This is a genomic window from Methylobacterium sp. J-077 (assembly GCF_022829365.1).
GTDB lineage: Bacteria > Pseudomonadota > Alphaproteobacteria > Rhizobiales > Beijerinckiaceae > Methylobacterium.
In genome coordinates this window covers 59,618-76,417 of sequence record NZ_JAKSYJ010000152.1, presented here as the reverse complement: position 1 = coordinate 76,417, position 16,800 = coordinate 59,618, and the positions used below count along the sequence as shown (strand labels likewise).

Sequence of the window (16,800 nt, the reverse complement as noted above, 5' to 3'; positions counted from 1 at the left end):
TCTTCGAAGCCTACAACGCGACAGGCCCTCTCTCCCGTTCGGGAGAGGGTTGGGGTGAGGGATCAGGTATGTCCGGAGATGTCGCATTCCTCACCCTGTCCCTGTCCCGCACGGGAGAGGGGACCCGCGCGTCGTCCTGGCACGCGAGCCCGTCTGTCGATCAAAAGGCGCACAGCCTGTCAGGTCGGCCAGAGCACGTAGGTCACCAAAGCGAGGTTCGACCAGCCGTGCAGCGCGATGCCGGGCCAGAGCCGGCCGGTGCGCCAGCGCAGCCAGCCGAGCGCCAGCGCCAGGGGCAGCAGCGAGACCGGCCGGGCGAGCCCCCAGGACGAGACGTGGGCCGCCGCGAAGATCACGGCCGTCACCAGCACCGCGCCCAAAGGCCCCAGGGCCTCCCGGGCGCGGGCGAAGGCCTCGCCGCGCAGCAGCAGCTCCTCGGCCACGGGGGCCAGCACCGCCAGATAGAGCAGCCAGGCCACGATCGCGCTCTGGCTCATGAACGGCGACAGCGTCACCCGCCGGCCGAAGCTCGCGCCGAACAACTCGGCCGTGCCGGTGACCCAGGCGATGTGCAGCACGGGCCAGACCAGGAGGAGCGCCAGCAGCGCGACCGGCCGGATCCCGTTCGGGCGCTCGCGGTCGAGCGCCAGGCGCCGGCGCCAGCCGACCCGGTCGCGCCACCACGCCCCGCCGAGCACCAGGGCGGCGAGGTAGACCTGGCGGAGGGCATCCACCGCGAAGGCGCGGTGGGCGAGGTCCACGGCGCCGAGGAACGGGCGCCGCTCGGGCGGCAGGAACGGGTCGATCCCGGCCCACAGGTCGAAGCCGACCCGGACGCTCGCCAGCGAGAGCAGGCTCGCGGCGCCGAGATAGACGAGCACGAGGGCGACCAGGACGCCCAGGCGCCGGACAGCCCCCCAGATCCGGTCGCGCCGGCTCGGCCCATCGGGCGCGGAACCGCGCGACTGCGCAGTTCCGGCAACAGCCGCGTCAAGAGGTTCGCCCTGAGACAGCGGCGCGACACGATCGGGCTTCAAAACCGGACCGATCCCCTCTATATCTCGGAAGCCGGCTGCGAGGCCGGCTATGGCGATAAACGGTCTTCGGAATAAACCGATCGGACCCGGGGGCGGTACCCGGCGCCTCCACCTGAGCCCAGGACCGATGGCCGCAAGGCCGACGGAGATGGACTGGTTTCAGGCGGGGGCGAGAGACAGGATCGACGAAGGCGTAAAGGTTGATCTTTCGCTCGGCATGGTTCCACCGTTATCGGGCCGTTGCAAGAGTTGCCAACGACACCTTCGCTCCGGTGGCGGTGGCCGCGTAAGCGGTCTCCAAGATCGGTCTCAAGTCCTCGCGATTCGCATCGTGGAGGCGGGGCATGACGGCGCCCGGCACCGGAAGCCGTCACTCATTTCCTCGGTCCGGCCATCCGCGGCGGGGCGCCGGGCGCAGACCGGGCTAGAGCGCGACCGCAGATGGCAGACGACCTGATTCGCTACGATCTCCTGGTGCAGGACGCCCTTCGCGGGGTGGTCCGCAAGGTGCTGACCGACGCCGCCCGGGACGGGCTGATGGGCGACCATCACTTCTACGTGTCGTTCCGGACGGAGGCGCCCGGCGTGCGGATGTCGCAGGCCCTGCGCGAGAAGTACCCGCAGGACATGACCATCGTCCTGCAGCACCAGTTCTGGGACCTCAGCGTCCACGAGCACACCTTCGAGGTCGGCTTGTCCTTCTCGGGCGTGCCGGAGCGGCTGCTGGTGCCGTTCGACGCCCTCTCGGGCTTCTTCGACCCCTCGGTGCAGTTCGGCCTGAAGTTCGATCTGACCGAGGCCGGCGAGGTGCCCGAGGAGGCCAACGCCGCCCCGGCCAAGTCCGGCCCGCGCGGCGCCGGCTCCGAGCCGAGCGAGGTCCGGCCGAAGGGCGCCGGGCTCGCCACGATCGGCGCGGCCGCCCCGAAGGGCCTGCCGGCGCCGGCCTCGCAGGGTGACAAGCCCGGCGCCAAGCCGGACGAGAAGGCGCCCCGCCCCGCCGCCAAGAAGGATGGCGAGGAGGGCAGCGCCGAGGTCGTGAGCCTGGACGCGTTCCGCAAGAAGAGCTGAACTCACCGAGCCGAATCGACGGCCCGGGGATTTTAGCGGTGGACGAGGGGATTGCGCAGCCGGGCCTATCGGTGAGCGAGCGGAAGCACCGCGCGAAGCGCTTCAACGAGGGACTGAAGCTGACCGCGACCTTGTTTAATTCGTCGGCTATCGCCACGATCGGCATCGCGGTCATCAATCCCCTCGCGCAACGGCATCTGGATCTGCTCGCAGATGGCGGTTGGACTTTGCTGATCGCCGCAATCGTCCTACATCTGATAGATCAGATCATGATCAGATTCCTGCGTCCGGAGGATTGATCGCATGACCCAAGCTTATGCTAACCAGATTCTCGCGCTGGTCCTTGGGATGTCGGCCATCGGCCTCGGCGGTCTCTTCATTGCGTCACGGCTTTACGATCGCAAGACTCGTCAGCTTGAGGCGCGGCGGGGCGATTAGCCCCGCAGCTCCGCCTCCATCCGCAAGCCGTGCTCCGGCCGCAGCGTCACCCGGTGGAGCGGGCTGACCGGCGGGTGATCCTCCGGCAGGTGGAAGCGCACCGCCCGGACCACGTGGGCGAGCACGATCACCGCCTCCTGGATCGAAAAGCTCTGGCCGATGCAGACCCGCGGGCCGGCGCCGAACGGCAGGTAGGCGAAGCGCGGGATCGCGTCCCGGTTCTCCGGCAGGAAGCGTTCCGGCATGAACGCCTCCGGGTCCTCCCACAGCGTCTGGTGGCGGTGGAGCACCCAGGGCGCCACCATCACCAGCGAGCCGCGCGGGATCTTGATGCGGCCGAGGCGATCGTCCCGGGTCGCCTGCCGGCTGAGGAACGGCACCGGCGGGAACAGGCGCATCGCCTCCTCGATCACCGCCCGGGTGAAGGGCAGCTGCTCGACGGAAAAATCCCCTTCGCCCGCCGCGTCGACCTCGGCCTCGATCCGGGCCTGCGCGGTGGGATCCTGCGACAGGCAGTAGAGCGCCCAGGTCAGGGAATTGGCCGTGGTCTCGTGCCCGGCCGCGATGAAGGTGACGATGTTGGCCTTGACCGCGAGGTCCGAGAGGCCGTTGCCGGTCTCGGGATCCTGGGCGGCGAGCAGCAGGGTCAGCAGGTCGCGCGGCGCCTCGCCCCGCGCCATCGCCGCCTTGCGCCGGGCGATGAGCTCGTCGACCACCTCGGCGAAGAACCGGCCGGCCGGGCGCGCCCGCAGGCGGCCGATCCGCGGCACGAAATCGGGCACCCCGAACACGTCGAGGGGGTCGATCGGCCCCACAGCCTCCAGGAACCGGGTGATGGCGCGGCCCAGGGCGTCGGGATCTCCCGGCAGGCCTTGCGTGAAGATCGTCCGCTCCAGCACGTCGAGGGTGACGCGGGTCATCTCCAGGGCGACGTCGACCTTCTTGCCGCCCCGGCGGGCGAGGCGGCGCCCGAGCTTGGCGCCGGACGCGTTCATCGCGTCGGAAAAGCCCTGGACCGTGCGGGCGTTGAAGATCGGCGCGAGCGTCCGGCGCTGGAGCCGCCACTCGTCGCCCTCGGCGCTGAGCAGGCCGTTGCCCAGGCCCGGCGCCAGCACCCGGCGCTGCAGGTCGTCCTTCCGGTAGCCCTCGACGTTCTCGACCAGGAGGTAGCGGATCAGGCCCGGGTCGCTGACCACGGTGATCCGGCCCATGGCGCCCTCGGCGGCCACGACCGGCTCCTTGAAGTGGACGTCCATCCAGGTCGTGATCGGGTTCTTGCGGGCGGCCCGGAGGAAGTCGAACAGGCCCAACGGCTCGCGCAGGGGGCGCGGCACCGGCGGGCGGAACCGGGTGGCGGGCTCGGTCAGGTCGATCGTCGCGCTCATCGGCTCCTTATCCGGCGGGAACAGAGCCCCGCTCTTGTCCGGCGCCGGGGAAAACCGGCATCGCGATTCACCGGCGCCTCATTTAAGTAGGCACCGCACTGCACCAAACGTAGAGGCCACGATGTCGCCCACCGAGACCGGAACCGCCACCCGCACCGAGTCCGACACCTTCGGGCCGATCGAGGTCCCGGCCCACCGGTACTGGGGGGCGCAGACCCAGCGCTCGATCCAGAACTTCAAGATCGGCACCGAGCGCATGCCAGCGCCGCTGGTCCACGCGCTGGGCCTGGTGAAGCAGGCCGCCGCGCTGGTGAACAAGGATCTGGGCGCCCTGGAGCCCAAGCTCGCCGACGCCATCGCGGCCGCCGCCGCCGAGGTCGTGGCTGGCCGGTACGACGAGGAATTCCCGCTGGTGGTCTGGCAGACCGGCTCGGGCACCCAGTCCAACATGAACGCCAACGAGGTGATCGCGAGCCTCGCCAACGAGGCCCTGGGCGGGAAGCGCGGCGGCAAGTCGCCGATCCACCCGAACGACCACGTCAACCGCGGCCAGTCCTCGAACGACACCTTCCCGACCGCCATGCACATCGCCGTGGCCCGGGAGATCAGCGAGCGGCTGATGCCGGCGCTGACCCATCTGCACACGGCGCTCGACGCCAAGGCCAAGGCGTTCGAATCGATCGTCAAGATCGGCCGGACCCACCTGCAGGACGCGACCCCGGTCTCGCTGGGCCAGGAATTCTCCGGCTACGCCGCCCAGGTGGCGCTCGGCGGCGCGCGCGTCGCCGCGACCCTGCCCGGCGTGCTGGCGCTCGCCCAGGGCGGCACCGCGGTCGGCACCGGGCTCAACGCGCATCCCGACTTCGCCGAGAAATTCGCCGCCCAGGTCGCGGCGCTGACCGGGCTGGAATTCACCAGCGCCGCCAACAAGTTCGAGGCGCTCGCGACCCACGACGCGCTGGTGTTCACGCAGGGCGCGCTCTCGGCGCTGGCCGCCGGCCTGTTCAAGATCGCCCAGGATATCCGCCTGCTCGGCTCCGGCCCGCGCTCGGGCCTCGGCGAGCTGTCGCTGCCCGAGAACGAGCCCGGCTCCTCGATCATGCCCGGCAAGGTCAACCCGACCCAGTGCGAGGCCCTGACCATGGTCTGCTGCCAGGTGGTCGGCAACGCCACCACGGTGAGCTTCGCCGGCTCGCAGGGCAATTTCGAGCTCAACGTGTTCAAGCCGGTGATCGCCAACGCGGTGCTGCAATCGGTGCGGCTGCTCGCCGACGCCGCGGTGAGCTTCACCGACAATTGCGTGGTCGGCATCAAGGCCAACGAGGACAAGATCGCCGACCTGATGAGCCGCTCGCTCATGCTGGTGACCGCGCTCGCCCCCTCGATCGGCTACGACAAGGCCGCCGAGATCGCCAAGACCGCGCACAAGAACGGCACCACCCTCAAGCAGGAGGCCCTGCGCCTCGGCTACGTCACCGAAGAGGAGTTCGAGCGCGTGGTCCGGCCGGAGACGATGCTGGCGCCCAGCGCCGATTAACCTGTTCGCAGGTCCCGGATCCACAAGGTCCGGGACCTTGTGCGGGACCAGGGCAGAGCCCTGGTATCCCGGGGGCTCCGCCCCCAACCGAGAGCCGGGAGGCGATCCGTGGCCGAAATCATCAACCTGCGCCAGGCCCGCAAGGCCAAGGCCCGCGCGGCCGAGGACGCCAAGGCCGAGGAGAACCGGATCGCCTTCGGGCGTCCGAAGAAGGCCAAGACCCTGCAGCAGCGCCGCAAGGCCCTGGAGATCGACCGCCACGAGGGCCATCGGCTCGAACGCGGCGAGCCGGATCCTGATTCGTCCCCATGACGCGCGCATCGTGAGCGCGGGGATCAGCAAGCGCTCGGTGGTGATCGCCGGCCACCGCACCAGCGTGTCCCTGGAGGATCCGTTCTGGGCGGCGCTCCGGGCGGTCGCGGAGGCGCGCGGCCAGTCGATCCAGGCGCTGATCGGCGCGATCGATGCCGGGCGCGGCGGCCAGAACCTGTCCTCGGCGATCCGGGTGTTCGTGCTGGAGGCCGTGCGGGCCGGGCCGATCCGCGAAACGTGACCGTGTCTCGCCTTTCCGGTCGCGACCTTTTGTGACAAGGGCGTGACAGAACTACGCAGGAGACTCGACCGAATGGCCAACCGCGAACCGCTGCTCAAGCCGATCCCGATCGCCGAACTGCGCCCGACGCAGATGACGGTGGGCTACCGGGAGGTCGCCGAGAAGCGTCGCCGCTGGCGGCAGTACGACGGCGAGAAGAAGAAGGAATTCCTCGGGGCGCACATGATCCCGACCGTGCTCGGGCCGAAGAAGCGTCACTACGTGATCGATCATCACCACCTCTCCCGGGCCCTTCAGGAAGAAGGCGTCGAGAGCGTGCTGGTGACGGTGGTGGCCGACCTGCACCACTTGGAGAAGGATGCGTTCTGGACGGTCTGCGACCACAAATCCTGGGTCTACACGTACGATGCCGAGGGCGTGCGCCGGGATTTCAAGGACATCCCCAAGGCGATCGCCGACCTCGCCGACGACCCGTTCCGCAGCCTCGCGGGCGAGCTGCGCCGGGCCGGCGGCTTCGCCAAGGACACGACGCCGTTCAGCGAGTTCCTCTGGGCGGACTTCTTACGCCGCAACGTCAAGGAGAAGCGCGTCGAGAACGACTTTTCCGACGCGCTGGAGAAGGCGATGGCGCTCGCCAAGTCCAAGGATGCCGGCTACCTGCCGGGCTGGTGCGGCCCCTCGGAGGGCTGACGGACCGACAACGGGTCAGATCCCCCAATAGGGTGCCGCATCGTAGTAGCGGTGGATCTGCTCCTCCCAGGCGCCGTCCTCGGCCGGGTCGGTGCCCTCGGGGGTGCGGGCGGGGGCGGCGCGCAGCTGCTCCTCGGTGAGGTCGAGCACGTAGGCGTCCTGCCCCGGCTCGAAGCGCAGCACCGACCAGGGCAGCGTGTAGAAATCCTCGCCGAGCCCCAGGAAGCCGCCGAAGCTCATCACCGCGTAGGCGACCCGGCCGGAGACCTTGTCGAGCATCAGCCGCTCGATCCGGCCGACCTTGCCGCCGTCCGGCCGGCGCACATCCGTGCCGATGACCCGGTCGCTGGCGATCAGGCTGCGCGGCTGCCGCGTCGCGGGGTGTGGATTGGCTGCCATGGTCGCCTCCCGGGCGGGTCTGCTTCGCGTTTCGGTTGTTGCCTGAAAAACGCCCCGGCCGTGCCCCACGTTCCGGTCCGGGCCTGCGCCCGCCCCCTCAGACGGACGAACAGCTCCCCGCATGCCGATTCCGCGTCTCACCCCGAGCCCCGCCGCGGGCCTCGCCCTCGCTGCCCTTCTCCTGTCCGGGGCGGGGGCGCACGCCCAGGACCGCGGCAGCGTCAACCCGAAGCCGCTGCCGCCCCTCGAGCACCCGGACGCGCCCTCGACCCCGGCCAAGGCCCTGTTCGGCCGCGTCACCCGCGCCTCGAGCGGGCCGGCCCATATCTACGGGTTCTACGCCAAGGGCTGCTTCGCCGGCGGCGAGGCGCTGCCGATGGACGGGCCGAACTGGCAGGTCATGCGCCCGTCCCGCAACCGGATGTGGGGCACGCCCTACCTGATCGATTTCGTCGAGCGCCTGTCGCAGAAGGCTGCCCGGGTCGGCTGGCCGGGGCTGCTCGTCGGCGACATGGCCCAGCCCCGCGGCGGCCCGATGATCACCGGCCACGCCTCGCACCAGATCGGCATCGACGCCGATGTCTGGCTGACGCCGATGCCCGATCACCGGATGAGCCGGGCGGAGCGCGAGGAGACCTCGGCCACCGACATGGTCCGCCCGGACCGACTCGACGTCGACCCGGAGGTCTGGACGCCGACGCACCTGCAACTGATCAAGCTCACCGCCGAGCAGCCGGAGGTGGAGCGCATCTTCGTCAACGCGGCGATCAAGAAGGCCCTGTGCCGGGAGGCGTCGGGCCGGAGCTGGATGTCCAAGGTGCGCCCGATGTACGGGCACAATTACCATTACCATATCCGGCTGGCCTGCCCGGCCGGCCAGGAGGATTGCCAGCCCCAGGGCGCCCCCGCCGCCACGGATGGCTGCGACGATCTCGGCTACTGGTTCTCCGACGCGGTGCTGCACCCGAAGCCGCCCAAGGTACCGCCGAAGCCCAAGCCTGCCATGACCCTGGCGGCCCTGCCATCCGCCTGCCGGGCGGTGCTGAAGGCGCCGTAGCCCGATGGAGTGTCCCCGAATGCCAATCCGCAGCCTGTTGCCGACGACGCTCGTCCTGGCCGCCATCGCGGCGCCGGCGCTGGGCCAGGCGCCGGCGGAACCGCCGGCCAACGCTCTCAAGGCGGCCAAGCTCGCTGGCCTCGTCGGGTTCGTGAACCTCCATTGCCAGACGCTGCGGACCGACGGCGACCGCTTCAAGAGCGTGGTTCAGGCGATGGGCGTCGATCCCGCGGATCTCGAACGCGATACCCTGCTGCTGCAGGCCCGGTCCTACCTGGCCGTCTACGAGAAGGACGTGCCGGCCAGTTGCGCCCGGGCGGAGGCGTTCTTCGGCCGGACCGGCAAGGTCGTGCCGGGCGTGTTCGTCCCACGCTGATCGCCGAACCGGGTACGACGTGCTAGGGCCACCGGATGCCCCGCTGGCTCTTCCTCATCCTCGTCACCGCCCTCGCCCTGTCGGTCATCGGCGGCGTGCTCATCGTGCTGCGCAGCCCGCGGAGCACGCCTCAGCCCGAAGCGGGCGCCGTCACCGCGCCCGCGGCGCCGGTGCCGCGTCCGGCCGGCAACCCTTAAAAAATCAGGCGGCGATCCCGGCCCCCACCGGGCAGCTCACGCCGGTGCCGCCGAGCCCGCAATAGCCCGTTGGGTTCTTGGCGAGGTATTGCTGGTGGTAGCCTTCCGCGAAGGAGAAGGTCTCCAGCGGCACGATCTCGGTGGTGATGTCGGGGAAGTTGCGTGCCCGCAGGGCCCCGGCATAGGCCGCGCGCACGGCTTTGGCTTTCGCCGCCTGCTCCGGGCCGTTGGTATAGATGCCCGAGCGGTACTGCGTGCCGACATCGTTGCCCTGGCGCAGGCCCTGGGTCGGGTTGTGGCTCTCGAAGAAGGTCCGCAGCACGGCATCGAGCGGCAGCACCGCGGGATCGAAGGCCACCAGCACCACCTCGTTGTGGCCGGTCCGGCCGGTGCAGACCTCCTCGTAGGTCGGGTTCGGGGTGTAGCCCCCGGCATAGCCCACCGCCGTCACGAACACGCCCTGCGGCAGCTGCCAGAACCGGCGCTCGGCCCCCCAGAAGCAGCCGAGCCCGAGCACGATCGTCTCGGTCCCCTCGGGATACGGCCCCTTGAGCGGGTTGCCGTTGACGAAGTGGGTCTCGGCGGTCGGGAGCGGGTTCGGGCGGCCCGGCAGGGCGTCGGCGGGGCTCGGCATGGCGGGGCGCTTGCGGAACAGGAACATCGTGTCTCGCCTTCCGGGTCTCAGAATTGGATTGGACTATGGGGTCGCCCCGATGCCTGAGACAGATTTGCGCCTTGGTCCAGGATGTACAGAGCGCCCGCAAATCCGTCGCACGATGCGGATTCTGATCGAAGCACTGGACCGCACCGGTGATTTCCGGCTTGTAGGCGTACGAAGCCGCGGTCTTCAGAGTGCGGCGTGAAAGGCTGGAACCGGATGGACGCGGGCTGGACCGCCACGAGCCACGTGCTGGACAACCTCAGGGCGGAATCGAACCGGGGCGATCCGTTCGCCGCGGCCGTGCGGGCGACCCGGATGCCGATGATCGTCACCGATCCGCGGCAATACGACAACCCGATCGTCTTCGCCAACGACGCCTTCCTGAACCTCACCGGGTACACGCGGCTGGAGGTGGCCGGGCGCAATTGCCGCTTCCTGCAGGGGCCGGAGACCGATCCGGCCGCCGTCGAGCGCCTCCGCGCCGCGATCCAGCAGGAGGCCGACATCCAAGTCGACCTCGTCAACTACCGCAAGGACGGATCGGTCTTCCAGAACGGGCTCTATGTCGGGCCGGTGCGGGATCCGGCCGGAACGGTGGTCTACTTCTTCGCATCGCAGATCGACGTCAGCGAACACTACGCGCTGACCGCCGAGGTCGCGCGGCTGAAGGACGAGCTCGCCGAGGCCCGGGCCCGGCTCGCCGCGGGTTAGGGCTTCGTCAGGAACCCGATCGGCTCCCGGCCCGGCTGCCCGAGCCAGAGCAGGACCGCGCCGAGCCCCAGGCCGATCAGCGAGGCCGGGGCGAGGGTCAGCGGGAGGCCCAGCAGGTGCCAGAGCCAGGGCGCTGCCCCCTCGAGGCTGCCCTGCAGGGTGCCGGCCCTGTCCTTGAACAGGGTGGCGATCACGTCCGAGAGCGGCGTCACCCGCAGGCCGTTATTGGCGATCGAGCGGGCGCCGTCATAGACCAGCGCGACGAAGCCGCCGGCCATCAGCAGGAAGCCCAGGACGCGGGCCAGGAAGCGGAACATCGCGGGATCTTCTGAGCCATGGCTGGCGCCCCGGGAGGCGCCCGCCCCGGGAGTATGGGGCCGAGCCGCCGGGTGCAAGCTGCGGCACGCATGGAGTCGGGCGCGGCACGCACAGGGTGCGCTGCGGCATGCGCGCGGTTGCCGCCCCGGGGGGGCCATGCCACAGGGACGCCCGGCGGCACAGGGCCGTCGAGGACCGTCGATCTTGGACGCGGACGCCCAAAAACTCGGCCTGGTGATCTTCGATTGCGACGGCGTCCTGGTCGACAGCGAGCCCCTGAGCCTCGCCTGCCTCACCGCCGGCCTCAACCGCATCGGCGTCGCCATCGCCTTCGAGACCGTGCGGGCGCGCTTCACCGGCACCTCGATGGTGTCGATCATGGACCACGTCGCGCGCGATTACGGCGTCGTCGCCCCACCGGGCTTCGTGGAGGCGGTCAAGGCCGAGACGCTGGCCCTGTTCGACGCCGAGCTGCGGGCGATGCGCGGTGTCGCCGAGGCGGTCGCGGCTCTGGGCCTGCCGGCCTGCGTGGCCTCGAGCAGCGACCCGGTGCGGCTGCGCCATTCCCTGAGCCTGACCGGGCTGCTGCCGCTGTTCGGCGAGCGCGTCTTCTCCTCGGCGCAGGTCGCCCGGGGCAAGCCGTTCCCCGACCTGTTCCTGTTCGCCGCCGAGCGCATGGGCGCGGCGCCGGAAGCCTGCCTGGTGATCGAGGACAGCGTGCCCGGGGTCACCGCGGCTCGCAGCGCCGGCATGCGGGTCGCCGGCTTCACCGGCGGCGGCCATTGGGGCCATGACCCGGCGGGGGCCGACCTCGTGCGCGCCGGCGCCGGCCGGGTCTTCTCGGATTTCGCCGACCTCGCCGCAGTGATCACCGGCGCCTGAACCATCGCATCTCCCGGGCGGGCCGACGGGACCGGCTTCCTGCCAAGCCGGGCCTGAAAATCGGAAGCCCGTTCCGTTGACGGGCCGACGGCCCGAGCCCATCTTGGGATCGCCGAACGGGACATCGCACGACGCCCCACGGCCGCGATGATTTGAGACGCATAGCTTGCGCCGCGTCATCAAACGCTAAAGCACTGCGACGGCGCTCGCGCCGCGTGGTCCTTCAGTCTGGAGGACAGGATGTCGATCCGAACCGGCTCCTTTCGGCACGCGCTCCATCGCGCGGCGGGCGTCCCGGCTCATCGGCGCCACTGTCGATGCCGCGCGGGACTCGACGCGGTTTTCACGTGGAAACCCCGGATCCGATCGAAAGCCTGAGCGGGCCGGGGGCTGGCCCACCGAGGCAGGCCGGCCGCGCTCATGCGGCACCGAATCGGCGATAGCGTATTCGTCACATCAAGGGCCTAGAGACCCGCACGATCGACGTGATCGGCGAGACCTGGGCCGCACAGACCCTCAAGATCAGCTTCCGCATTCCGGCACGGCCCTGGCGCCGGCCAAGGCAGGATTCCGTCTCATGCACAGTCTCGAAGTCGCGCTTGCGCCGACAGACCGTCCCGACCCCTTCACCGACGCGCGCACGCCCAAGGATGTCGCGCTCGCCGACCGCGCGGCGGCGGACCGGGCCGAGCCGCCGCGGGTGATCGAGATCGGCGAGGTCACCGCCGGCATCGTCGTGCCCGAGGGGCGCGGCGTGCGGTTCTTCTCGTCGTCGCGGGATTTCGACGGCCTCGACGGCACCGTGTTCCGCAACACCGAGCAGGCCGCCCGCGCCGCCCGCGAGCGGATCGCGGCCCGCGCCCGCTCGGCCACCGGTCACGGGCCGGTCGCCGAAATCCGCCGCCGCCGGGCCTGAGAGGCCTTTACTTGGCGCACTCATCCCGGGTGCGCTTCATCGCCTCCGCGAACCCGGCCAGCGCGTATTCGTCGCTGGTCGGGTTGCCGCGCAGGGACGTCGTCTTGATCACCAGCTTCGGGTTGCGCGCGCTCATCTCGGAGACAACCCGGGCCTCCTCGGCGGGGTTCTGCAGCCAGGCATTGCCGTCCTTCACGACCAGGCCGTAGCGGCCGCTGCCGAGATTGAGGCTCGGGTCGGTCGGCGCTGCGGCCGAGCCCGGCTTGATCTGGGACGCCGCGGGCTTCGACGGGAAGCCCAGCATCACCGCCACCTCGTTCTGGACGTTCTCGCCCTTGCGCACGCTCACGAACAGGTAGGCGGTGTCGCGCTTCAGGGTCTTGGGCGAGCGCGCCTGCGGCTGGGCGATGGCGTAGCAGAGCTTGGCGCGGCCATCGCCGTTCACGAACACGTTCCAGTCGCCGAAGATCGCCACCGGGGTGGCCTGCTGCATGCCCGGGGGGGTCGCGGCCTTCTTCTCGGCGCGGGGCGTGCGCTCGCGGCGGGGCCTGCGACCGCGCTTGGCGGGTGCGGCGTCCGACAAACCGTCCGGCTCCGGTTCCTGGGCCTGAGCGACCGTCGCCGACAAGGCCACCCCGCCGACCATGGCTCCGACGAGGCCCGTGACGAGACCGGATGCGAGCAGGGCGAGGGCTCCGACCGGGAGCAGGCGGGGGACGCGGACCATCTTCACTTCCTGTCGACGGGCGGCTCCATCTGGGGCCGGACCGGGGATCTGGATGAGTGAAGCCCGCGCAAAAAGTCGGCAAGATGGCAGCCAAGCTCGATGGCGGCCGACAGGGCTGGCGAGGAGACTGGCAACGGGACTGGCAAGAGGGGCGGGCGGAGCGGTTCAGACCGCCCGCACCTCGGTGGCCAGGGCCGCGATCACCGCCGCGGGGACCGATACGGGATCGGGCGCGCTTTCCTGCGCGGCCATGGCGGGGGCGACCGCGTTCGGCTGCGCCCGCTTGCGGGGCGGGTCGTTATAGGGGGTGTTGTAGCCCTTGCGGACCGCCGACCAGTAGGTCTCCCGGGTCAGGCCCGAGCCGGTCAGGGCGGCATCGATCATGGCCGTGGCCCGTGCCGCGAGTTCGGGCACCTCGTCCGGCTTCAGCCAACTCTCGACAGGCATCATGCGATCTCCGATCCACACAGCCGAGCTTCTAACGGACCAGACTTAGCCAGACGGTGAACGCTCGAGGCCCCGGATGGTTGCGATGCACAAATTTCGGCTCGGCCTGTGGGCGGGTGTGGGTAGCCGTGTCCGGGGGAAACCGTCGGCGCAGGCCCCGGAGCCGCTATGGGCGATAGACGAGCACGTTGAACCCCTCTTCCGGGGTCGGCGCCACGAAGTATTGGGTGAACAGCGCGAATTCCGCATCCGTCACCGTAAAATCGTGGGTGCCCGAAGCATTCCTCGCCCTCAGGCGCGCCTTGCACACGTCATCGGCGACATCGAGATAGTGGAGCCGATGGGCGACGCCCGCGTCCTCGAACAGGCTGCGCATCCAGGCTCGGCTGGCCAGCGTATTGGCGGGGAAATCCAGCACCACCGAGAGCCCGGCCCGGAGCAGGTCCACCACATGCGGGCCCATCACGCTCCGCAGGCGGGCTGCATGGCGCACATAATCGGCCAGGCCGGTCTGTTCCTCGGGATACAGCCGGGCGAGCCAGCGATCCTCGGCGACCACGATGGTACCGGGATGGGCGCCGAGGCTGGCGGTCAGCGTCGATTTTCCAGCAGCGATCTTGCCGCATACGAGATGCAGCGTGGTTTCCAGAGCGGGCATGAGACAGTCGACCTTGGGCACGGCGCACCGGGCGCCACAAACAATCTTCACGGGCGGGCAGACCCGGCCTGACGGATCAGGCCGGGCCGTTAATTCGGCTGCGAATCGCAGCGCCCGCGCGGTGAATCGACAAGGTCATGGGAGATATCTGCCAAGTTTCGACAGCCTTGGCTAGAAGGCTCGGGCGACACGGGAAGGCCATACAGCAAGCAATTCGAATTTTTTTACGACCAGATGAAACAAATTTGAAGACACTCTCGGCGTCATGATCCGACTATCGGAGTATCTTCACGGATAAATTTGAGTCTTTCTCTCGATCTTATCATCACAAATCCGGGGTTGAATTTGAAAACACTCCAAGCATAGCGTATGCGTCTCTTGCCGACCGTGTCTGATTCTGTCGGCGCAGGACAGTTCCGCGCGGCAGGTGGCCATGGTTGGATCTGTGAATCGAGTGGCGGCGCTTCAGGGGCCTCAGCGGCCGGCCGCGCACAAGCCGGCGAGCCCCGACCGCGCGGCGGCCTCGGACGAGACCGCACAACAGGCGGGTCCCGGCCCCGAGCCGGATCAGGATGCGCGCCTCGTACCGTCCGAGCGGCTGGGCTACGCCAAGCTGTCCCAAATCAGCAGCGTGCTGACCACTCTGGCATCGGCCCGGACCAGCCAGCGGGACGTCGCGGCCTTCGCGCTCCAGGAAGCCGAGCGGACACTCCGGCGGCTCAAGGCCGAAGCCCTCGCGGCCGTGGTCTCCGGAGACAGGAAGGCGGCGGCGCTCATCGCCCAGGACCTGGCCAAGGTGGCCCGGGAGATCGCCGATATCGCCCGGGACTATGCCGCCGCAGGCGATGAGCCAGGCGTCACAGCGGCCAGCCTCGCCGAGGAGACGGCGGCGATCGATATGGGTGCAGCCCCTGGACAGGAGGCGACCAGATCGGAGACGCCTCAGGCCGCATCGAGCGCGCCCGCGGACGATGCGGACGCGGCGGCAGCGCAGAGCCACGCGGAAGCGGACGATCCGAGCATGGCGTCACCGCATCCGACCGCCGATGATGCGGAGCAGCCCCGATCCTTGCCGGAGGACGAGACCTATCCCGGCCCCCGCCTCCGGCAAGGATCGGGCGGCCAGGACGACGACACCTTCGAGGCCGACGCGCGCAGGCTGCTGGACGAGGCCGCGGCGTCGGAGCGGGCGATGGAGCGGGTCCTGCACGGCCAGCCGGTCCTGCCGGACGCCACCAGTCCGGTGATCGAGACCCGATCGGCCCTCCAGACCGGCCTCGCCACGCTGGTCACCCGGCCGACCGCGCCAAGCCGCGTCCGGGTCTGATGGGCGGACCGGTTCGGCGGCGCGCTCAGCCGAGCCGCTCGATCCAGCCCTGCGCCTGCGCCCGGACGTTGTCCGGCGCGGTGCCGCCGTAGCTGGTGCGGCTCGCCACCGAGTTCGCGACCCCGAGCACGGCGTAGACCGCGTCGGTGATGCGCGGCTCGGCCTCCTGCATCTCGGGCAGCGACAGCTCTTCCAGCCCGACGCCCTTGGCCGAGGCGGCGCCGACCAGACGGCCGGTGACGTGGTGGGCCTGGCGGAACGGCAGGCCGAGCTCGCGCACCAGCCAGTCGGCGAGGTCGGTGGCGGTGGCGTAGCCCGAGCCGGCGGCCTGGCTGAGTACCTCGGCGTTGGGCTCCAGATCCTTCACCATGCCGGTCAGGGCGGCGAGGCACAGGGACAGGGCCTGGAGGGCGTCGAACGTGCCCTCCTTGTCCTCCTGCATGTCCTTGGAATAGGCGAGCGGCAGGCCCTTCATGACGACCAGCAGGCCGGTGAGCGCGCCGATGATCCGGCCGGATTTCGCCCGCACCAGCTCGGCGGCGTCGGGGTTGCGCTTCTGCGGCATGATCGACGAGCCGGTGGTGTAGCCGTCCGACAGCTTGACGAAGTTGAACTGCGCCGAGGTCCAGACCACCAGCTCCTCGGCGAAGCGCGAGAGATGCACGGCGCAGATCGAGGCGGCGGCCAGCGATTCCAGGGCGAAGTCCCGGTCGGCCACCGAATCCAGGGAATTCGCGGTCGGCCGGTCGAAGCCGAGGGCCGCCGCGGTGGCGTGCCGGTCTATCGGGAAGGAGGTGCCGGCGAGCGCCGCCGCGCCGAGCGGGCATTCGTTGAGCCGCGCCCGGGCGTCGCGGAACCGGCCGCGGTCCCGGGCCAGCATCTCGACATAGGCCAGGCAATGGTGGCCGAAGGTCACCGGCTGGGCCGACTGGAGATGGGTGAAGCCCGGCATCACCGTGGCGGCATGCTTCAGCGCAGTTTCCGCGAGCGCCCGCTGCAGGTCGGCGGCCTGCTGGTCGAGGGAGTCGAGGGTGTCGCGCACCCACAGCTTCATGTCGGTGGCGACCTGGTCGTTGCGCGAGCGCGCCGTGTGCAGGCGCCCAGCCGCCGGCCCGACGATCTCGGTGAGCCGGCTCTCCACCGACATGTGGATGTCCTCGAGCTCGCGCTTGAACACGAAGCGCCCGGCCTCGATCTCGTCGCGCACGGACTTGAGCCCGGCCTCGATCGCGGCCACATCGTCGGCCGGAAGGATGCCGGCTGCGCCCAGCATCGCCACATGCGCCAGCGAGCCGCGGATATCCTGGGGCGCGAGGCGCTTGTCGAATCCGATGGAGGCGTTGATCTCCTCCATGATCTCCGCCGGGCCGCTGGCAAAGCGGCCGCCCCACATCCGGTTGCTCATGTCGATCCTTC

General features: G+C 70.0%; 23 protein-coding genes and 1 other RNA gene. 15 read left to right on the top strand and 9 right to left on the bottom strand.

What is annotated here, in order from left to right:
• Nucleotides 1–179: 179 nt before the first annotated feature.
• On the bottom strand, nucleotides 180–1,037 hold the full coding sequence (locus tag MKL11_RS18690; protein ID WP_243946076.1) for a CPBP family intramembrane glutamic endopeptidase: 858 nt from the start codon (nucleotides 1,035–1,037) through the stop codon (nucleotides 180–182).
• Between MKL11_RS18690 and ssrA the strand changes: the two genes are divergently transcribed.
• The 4 genes from ssrA (at nucleotide 1,029) to MKL11_RS33160 (ending at nucleotide 2,543) form a co-directional block, all read left to right on the top strand.
• Nucleotides 1,029–1,412, top strand: a transfer-messenger RNA (tmRNA) gene (gene ssrA, locus MKL11_RS18685). The two genes, MKL11_RS18690 and ssrA, sit on opposite strands and share 9 nt — an antisense overlap.
• Nucleotides 1,413–1,478: 66 nt before the next feature.
• Nucleotides 1,479–2,105: an SspB family protein gene (locus tag MKL11_RS18680; RefSeq protein ID WP_243946074.1), complete on the top strand. Its 627-nt coding sequence runs from the start codon at nucleotides 1,479–1,481 to the stop codon at nucleotides 2,103–2,105.
• 38 nt (nucleotides 2,106–2,143) lie between these two features.
• Nucleotides 2,144–2,404 carry a hypothetical protein gene (locus tag MKL11_RS18675; protein WP_243946072.1) on the top strand — a complete coding sequence of 87 codons (261 nt, stop codon included), beginning with the start codon at nucleotides 2,144–2,146 and terminating at the stop codon, nucleotides 2,402–2,404.
• A gap of 4 nt (nucleotides 2,405–2,408) precedes the next feature.
• Nucleotides 2,409–2,543 carry a hypothetical protein gene (locus tag MKL11_RS33160; RefSeq protein ID WP_279600581.1) on the top strand — a complete coding sequence of 45 codons (135 nt, stop codon included), beginning with the start codon at nucleotides 2,409–2,411 and terminating at the stop codon, nucleotides 2,541–2,543.
• On the opposite strand, the gene MKL11_RS18670 is transcribed toward MKL11_RS33160, so the two are convergent.
• Nucleotides 2,540–3,928, bottom strand: coding sequence for a cytochrome P450 (locus MKL11_RS18670; RefSeq protein WP_243946069.1), 1,389 nt, complete (start codon nucleotides 3,926–3,928; stop codon nucleotides 2,540–2,542). The genes MKL11_RS33160 and MKL11_RS18670 overlap by 4 nt on opposite strands.
• A gap of 121 nt (nucleotides 3,929–4,049) precedes the next feature.
• On the opposite strand from MKL11_RS18670, the gene fumC reads away from it, so the two are divergent.
• From fumC to MKL11_RS18650, 4 genes are all read left to right on the top strand, one after another.
• Nucleotides 4,050–5,465, top strand: a complete 1,416-nt coding sequence (fumC, locus tag MKL11_RS18665; protein ID WP_243946067.1) for a class II fumarate hydratase — start codon at nucleotides 4,050–4,052, stop codon at nucleotides 5,463–5,465.
• A gap of 108 nt (nucleotides 5,466–5,573) precedes the next feature.
• On the top strand, nucleotides 5,574–5,777 hold the full coding sequence (locus MKL11_RS18660; RefSeq protein ID WP_243946065.1) for a DUF4169 family protein: 204 nt from the start codon (nucleotides 5,574–5,576) through the stop codon (nucleotides 5,775–5,777).
• 10 nt (nucleotides 5,778–5,787) lie between these two features.
• Entirely contained in the window at nucleotides 5,788–6,018 is a 231-nt protein-coding gene (locus tag MKL11_RS18655) for a ribbon-helix-helix domain-containing protein (protein WP_243946063.1), read from the top strand.
• Between the two features lie 72 nt (nucleotides 6,019–6,090).
• Entirely contained in the window at nucleotides 6,091–6,708 is a 618-nt protein-coding gene (locus MKL11_RS18650) for a ParB-like protein (RefSeq protein ID WP_243946061.1), read from the top strand.
• Between the two features lie 15 nt (nucleotides 6,709–6,723).
• Here MKL11_RS18650 and MKL11_RS18645 read toward each other — a convergent pair whose 3' ends face one another.
• Nucleotides 6,724–7,107, bottom strand: coding sequence for a PRC-barrel domain-containing protein (locus tag MKL11_RS18645; RefSeq protein ID WP_243946059.1), 384 nt, complete (start codon nucleotides 7,105–7,107; stop codon nucleotides 6,724–6,726).
• 121 nt (nucleotides 7,108–7,228) lie between these two features.
• On the opposite strand from MKL11_RS18645, the gene mepA reads away from it, so the two are divergent.
• The 3 genes from mepA to MKL11_RS18630 are packed head-to-tail and all read left to right on the top strand — an operon-like array spanning nucleotide 7,229 to nucleotide 8,737.
• Entirely contained in the window at nucleotides 7,229–8,164 is a 936-nt protein-coding gene (gene mepA / locus MKL11_RS18640; protein WP_243946057.1) for a penicillin-insensitive murein endopeptidase, read from the top strand.
• Nucleotides 8,165–8,183: 19 nt separating this feature from the next.
• On the top strand, nucleotides 8,184–8,540 hold the full coding sequence (locus MKL11_RS18635; RefSeq protein WP_243946055.1) for a hypothetical protein: 357 nt from the start codon (nucleotides 8,184–8,186) through the stop codon (nucleotides 8,538–8,540).
• Between the two features lie 35 nt (nucleotides 8,541–8,575).
• Nucleotides 8,576–8,737: a hypothetical protein gene (locus MKL11_RS18630; RefSeq protein WP_243946053.1), complete on the top strand. Its 162-nt coding sequence runs from the start codon at nucleotides 8,576–8,578 to the stop codon at nucleotides 8,735–8,737.
• Between the two features lie 4 nt (nucleotides 8,738–8,741).
• Here MKL11_RS18630 and msrA read toward each other — a convergent pair whose 3' ends face one another.
• Entirely contained in the window at nucleotides 8,742–9,398 is a 657-nt protein-coding gene (gene msrA / locus MKL11_RS18625; RefSeq protein ID WP_243946051.1) for a peptide-methionine (S)-S-oxide reductase MsrA, read from the bottom strand.
• A 198-nt stretch (nucleotides 9,399–9,596) separates the two neighbouring features.
• On the opposite strand from msrA, the gene MKL11_RS18620 reads away from it, so the two are divergent.
• On the top strand, nucleotides 9,597–10,109 hold the full coding sequence (locus tag MKL11_RS18620) for a PAS domain-containing protein (RefSeq protein WP_313900762.1): 513 nt from the start codon (nucleotides 9,597–9,599) through the stop codon (nucleotides 10,107–10,109).
• Here the strand turns inward: MKL11_RS18620 and MKL11_RS18615 are convergent.
• On the bottom strand, nucleotides 10,106–10,426 hold the full coding sequence (locus tag MKL11_RS18615) for a PetM family of cytochrome b6f complex subunit 7 (protein WP_243946049.1): 321 nt from the start codon (nucleotides 10,424–10,426) through the stop codon (nucleotides 10,106–10,108). The genes MKL11_RS18620 and MKL11_RS18615 overlap by 4 nt on opposite strands.
• Before the next feature lie 205 nt (nucleotides 10,427–10,631).
• Between MKL11_RS18615 and MKL11_RS18610 the strand changes: the two genes are divergently transcribed.
• Together MKL11_RS18610 and MKL11_RS18605 are read left to right on the top strand one after the other, a co-directional pair.
• Entirely contained in the window at nucleotides 10,632–11,309 is a 678-nt protein-coding gene (locus MKL11_RS18610) for an HAD family hydrolase (protein WP_243946047.1), read from the top strand.
• 577 nt (nucleotides 11,310–11,886) lie between these two features.
• Nucleotides 11,887–12,225: a hypothetical protein gene (locus MKL11_RS18605; RefSeq protein ID WP_243946045.1), complete on the top strand. Its 339-nt coding sequence runs from the start codon at nucleotides 11,887–11,889 to the stop codon at nucleotides 12,223–12,225.
• 7 nt (nucleotides 12,226–12,232) lie between these two features.
• Here MKL11_RS18605 and MKL11_RS18600 read toward each other — a convergent pair whose 3' ends face one another.
• The 3 genes from MKL11_RS18600 to MKL11_RS18590 all read right to left on the bottom strand — a co-directional run bounded on the left by MKL11_RS18600 (nucleotide 12,233) and on the right by MKL11_RS18590 (nucleotide 14,057).
• Entirely contained in the window at nucleotides 12,233–12,952 is a 720-nt protein-coding gene (locus MKL11_RS18600) for an invasion associated locus b family protein (RefSeq protein WP_243946043.1), read from the bottom strand.
• A 165-nt stretch (nucleotides 12,953–13,117) separates the two neighbouring features.
• Nucleotides 13,118–13,402, bottom strand: a complete 285-nt coding sequence (locus MKL11_RS18595; protein ID WP_243946041.1) for a hypothetical protein — start codon at nucleotides 13,400–13,402, stop codon at nucleotides 13,118–13,120.
• A 163-nt stretch (nucleotides 13,403–13,565) separates the two neighbouring features.
• The gene (locus tag MKL11_RS18590; RefSeq protein ID WP_243946039.1) at nucleotides 13,566–14,057 is read right to left on the bottom strand and encodes an AAA family ATPase; all 492 of its coding nucleotides are present in this window, start codon (nucleotides 14,055–14,057) and stop codon (nucleotides 13,566–13,568) included.
• A 454-nt stretch (nucleotides 14,058–14,511) separates the two neighbouring features.
• On the opposite strand from MKL11_RS18590, the gene MKL11_RS18585 reads away from it, so the two are divergent.
• Nucleotides 14,512–15,384, top strand: a complete 873-nt coding sequence (locus MKL11_RS18585) for a hypothetical protein (RefSeq protein ID WP_243946037.1) — start codon at nucleotides 14,512–14,514, stop codon at nucleotides 15,382–15,384.
• Between the two features lie 25 nt (nucleotides 15,385–15,409).
• Here MKL11_RS18585 and argH read toward each other — a convergent pair whose 3' ends face one another.
• Nucleotides 15,410–16,789 carry an argininosuccinate lyase gene (gene argH / locus MKL11_RS18580; RefSeq protein WP_243946035.1) on the bottom strand — a complete coding sequence of 460 codons (1,380 nt, stop codon included), beginning with the start codon at nucleotides 16,787–16,789 and terminating at the stop codon, nucleotides 15,410–15,412.
• Between the last annotated feature and the right edge of the window lie 11 nt (nucleotides 16,790–16,800).

Bases quoted from the DNA above. Each gene is read 5' to 3' on its own strand.
- MKL11_RS18680 (WP_243946074.1), top strand. From the start codon at position 1,479: ATGGCAGACGACCTGATTCGCTACGATCTCCTGGTGCAGGACGCCCTT.
- MKL11_RS33160 (WP_279600581.1), top strand. From the start codon at position 2,409: ATGACCCAAGCTTATGCTAACCAGATTCTCGCGCTGGTCCTTGGGATG.
- MKL11_RS18670 (WP_243946069.1), bottom strand. From the start codon at position 3,928: ATGAGCGCGACGATCGACCTGACCGAGCCCGCCACCCGGTTCCGCCCG.
- fumC (WP_243946067.1), top strand. From the start codon at position 4,050: ATGTCGCCCACCGAGACCGGAACCGCCACCCGCACCGAGTCCGACACC.
- MKL11_RS18650 (WP_243946061.1), top strand. From the start codon at position 6,091: ATGGCCAACCGCGAACCGCTGCTCAAGCCGATCCCGATCGCCGAACTG.
- MKL11_RS18645 (WP_243946059.1), bottom strand. From the start codon at position 7,107: ATGGCAGCCAATCCACACCCCGCGACGCGGCAGCCGCGCAGCCTGATC.
- mepA (WP_243946057.1), top strand. From the start codon at position 7,229: ATGCCGATTCCGCGTCTCACCCCGAGCCCCGCCGCGGGCCTCGCCCTC.
- MKL11_RS18635 (WP_243946055.1), top strand. From the start codon at position 8,184: ATGCCAATCCGCAGCCTGTTGCCGACGACGCTCGTCCTGGCCGCCATC.
- MKL11_RS18630 (WP_243946053.1), top strand. From the start codon at position 8,576: ATGCCCCGCTGGCTCTTCCTCATCCTCGTCACCGCCCTCGCCCTGTCG.
- msrA (WP_243946051.1), bottom strand. From the start codon at position 9,398: ATGTTCCTGTTCCGCAAGCGCCCCGCCATGCCGAGCCCCGCCGACGCC.
- MKL11_RS18615 (WP_243946049.1), bottom strand. From the start codon at position 10,426: ATGTTCCGCTTCCTGGCCCGCGTCCTGGGCTTCCTGCTGATGGCCGGC.
- MKL11_RS18605 (WP_243946045.1), top strand. From the start codon at position 11,887: ATGCACAGTCTCGAAGTCGCGCTTGCGCCGACAGACCGTCCCGACCCC.
- MKL11_RS18600 (WP_243946043.1), bottom strand. From the start codon at position 12,952: ATGGTCCGCGTCCCCCGCCTGCTCCCGGTCGGAGCCCTCGCCCTGCTC.
- MKL11_RS18595 (WP_243946041.1), bottom strand. From the start codon at position 13,402: ATGATGCCTGTCGAGAGTTGGCTGAAGCCGGACGAGGTGCCCGAACTC.
- MKL11_RS18590 (WP_243946039.1), bottom strand. From the start codon at position 14,057: ATGCCCGCTCTGGAAACCACGCTGCATCTCGTATGCGGCAAGATCGCT.
- argH (WP_243946035.1), bottom strand. From the start codon at position 16,789: ATGAGCAACCGGATGTGGGGCGGCCGCTTTGCCAGCGGCCCGGCGGAG.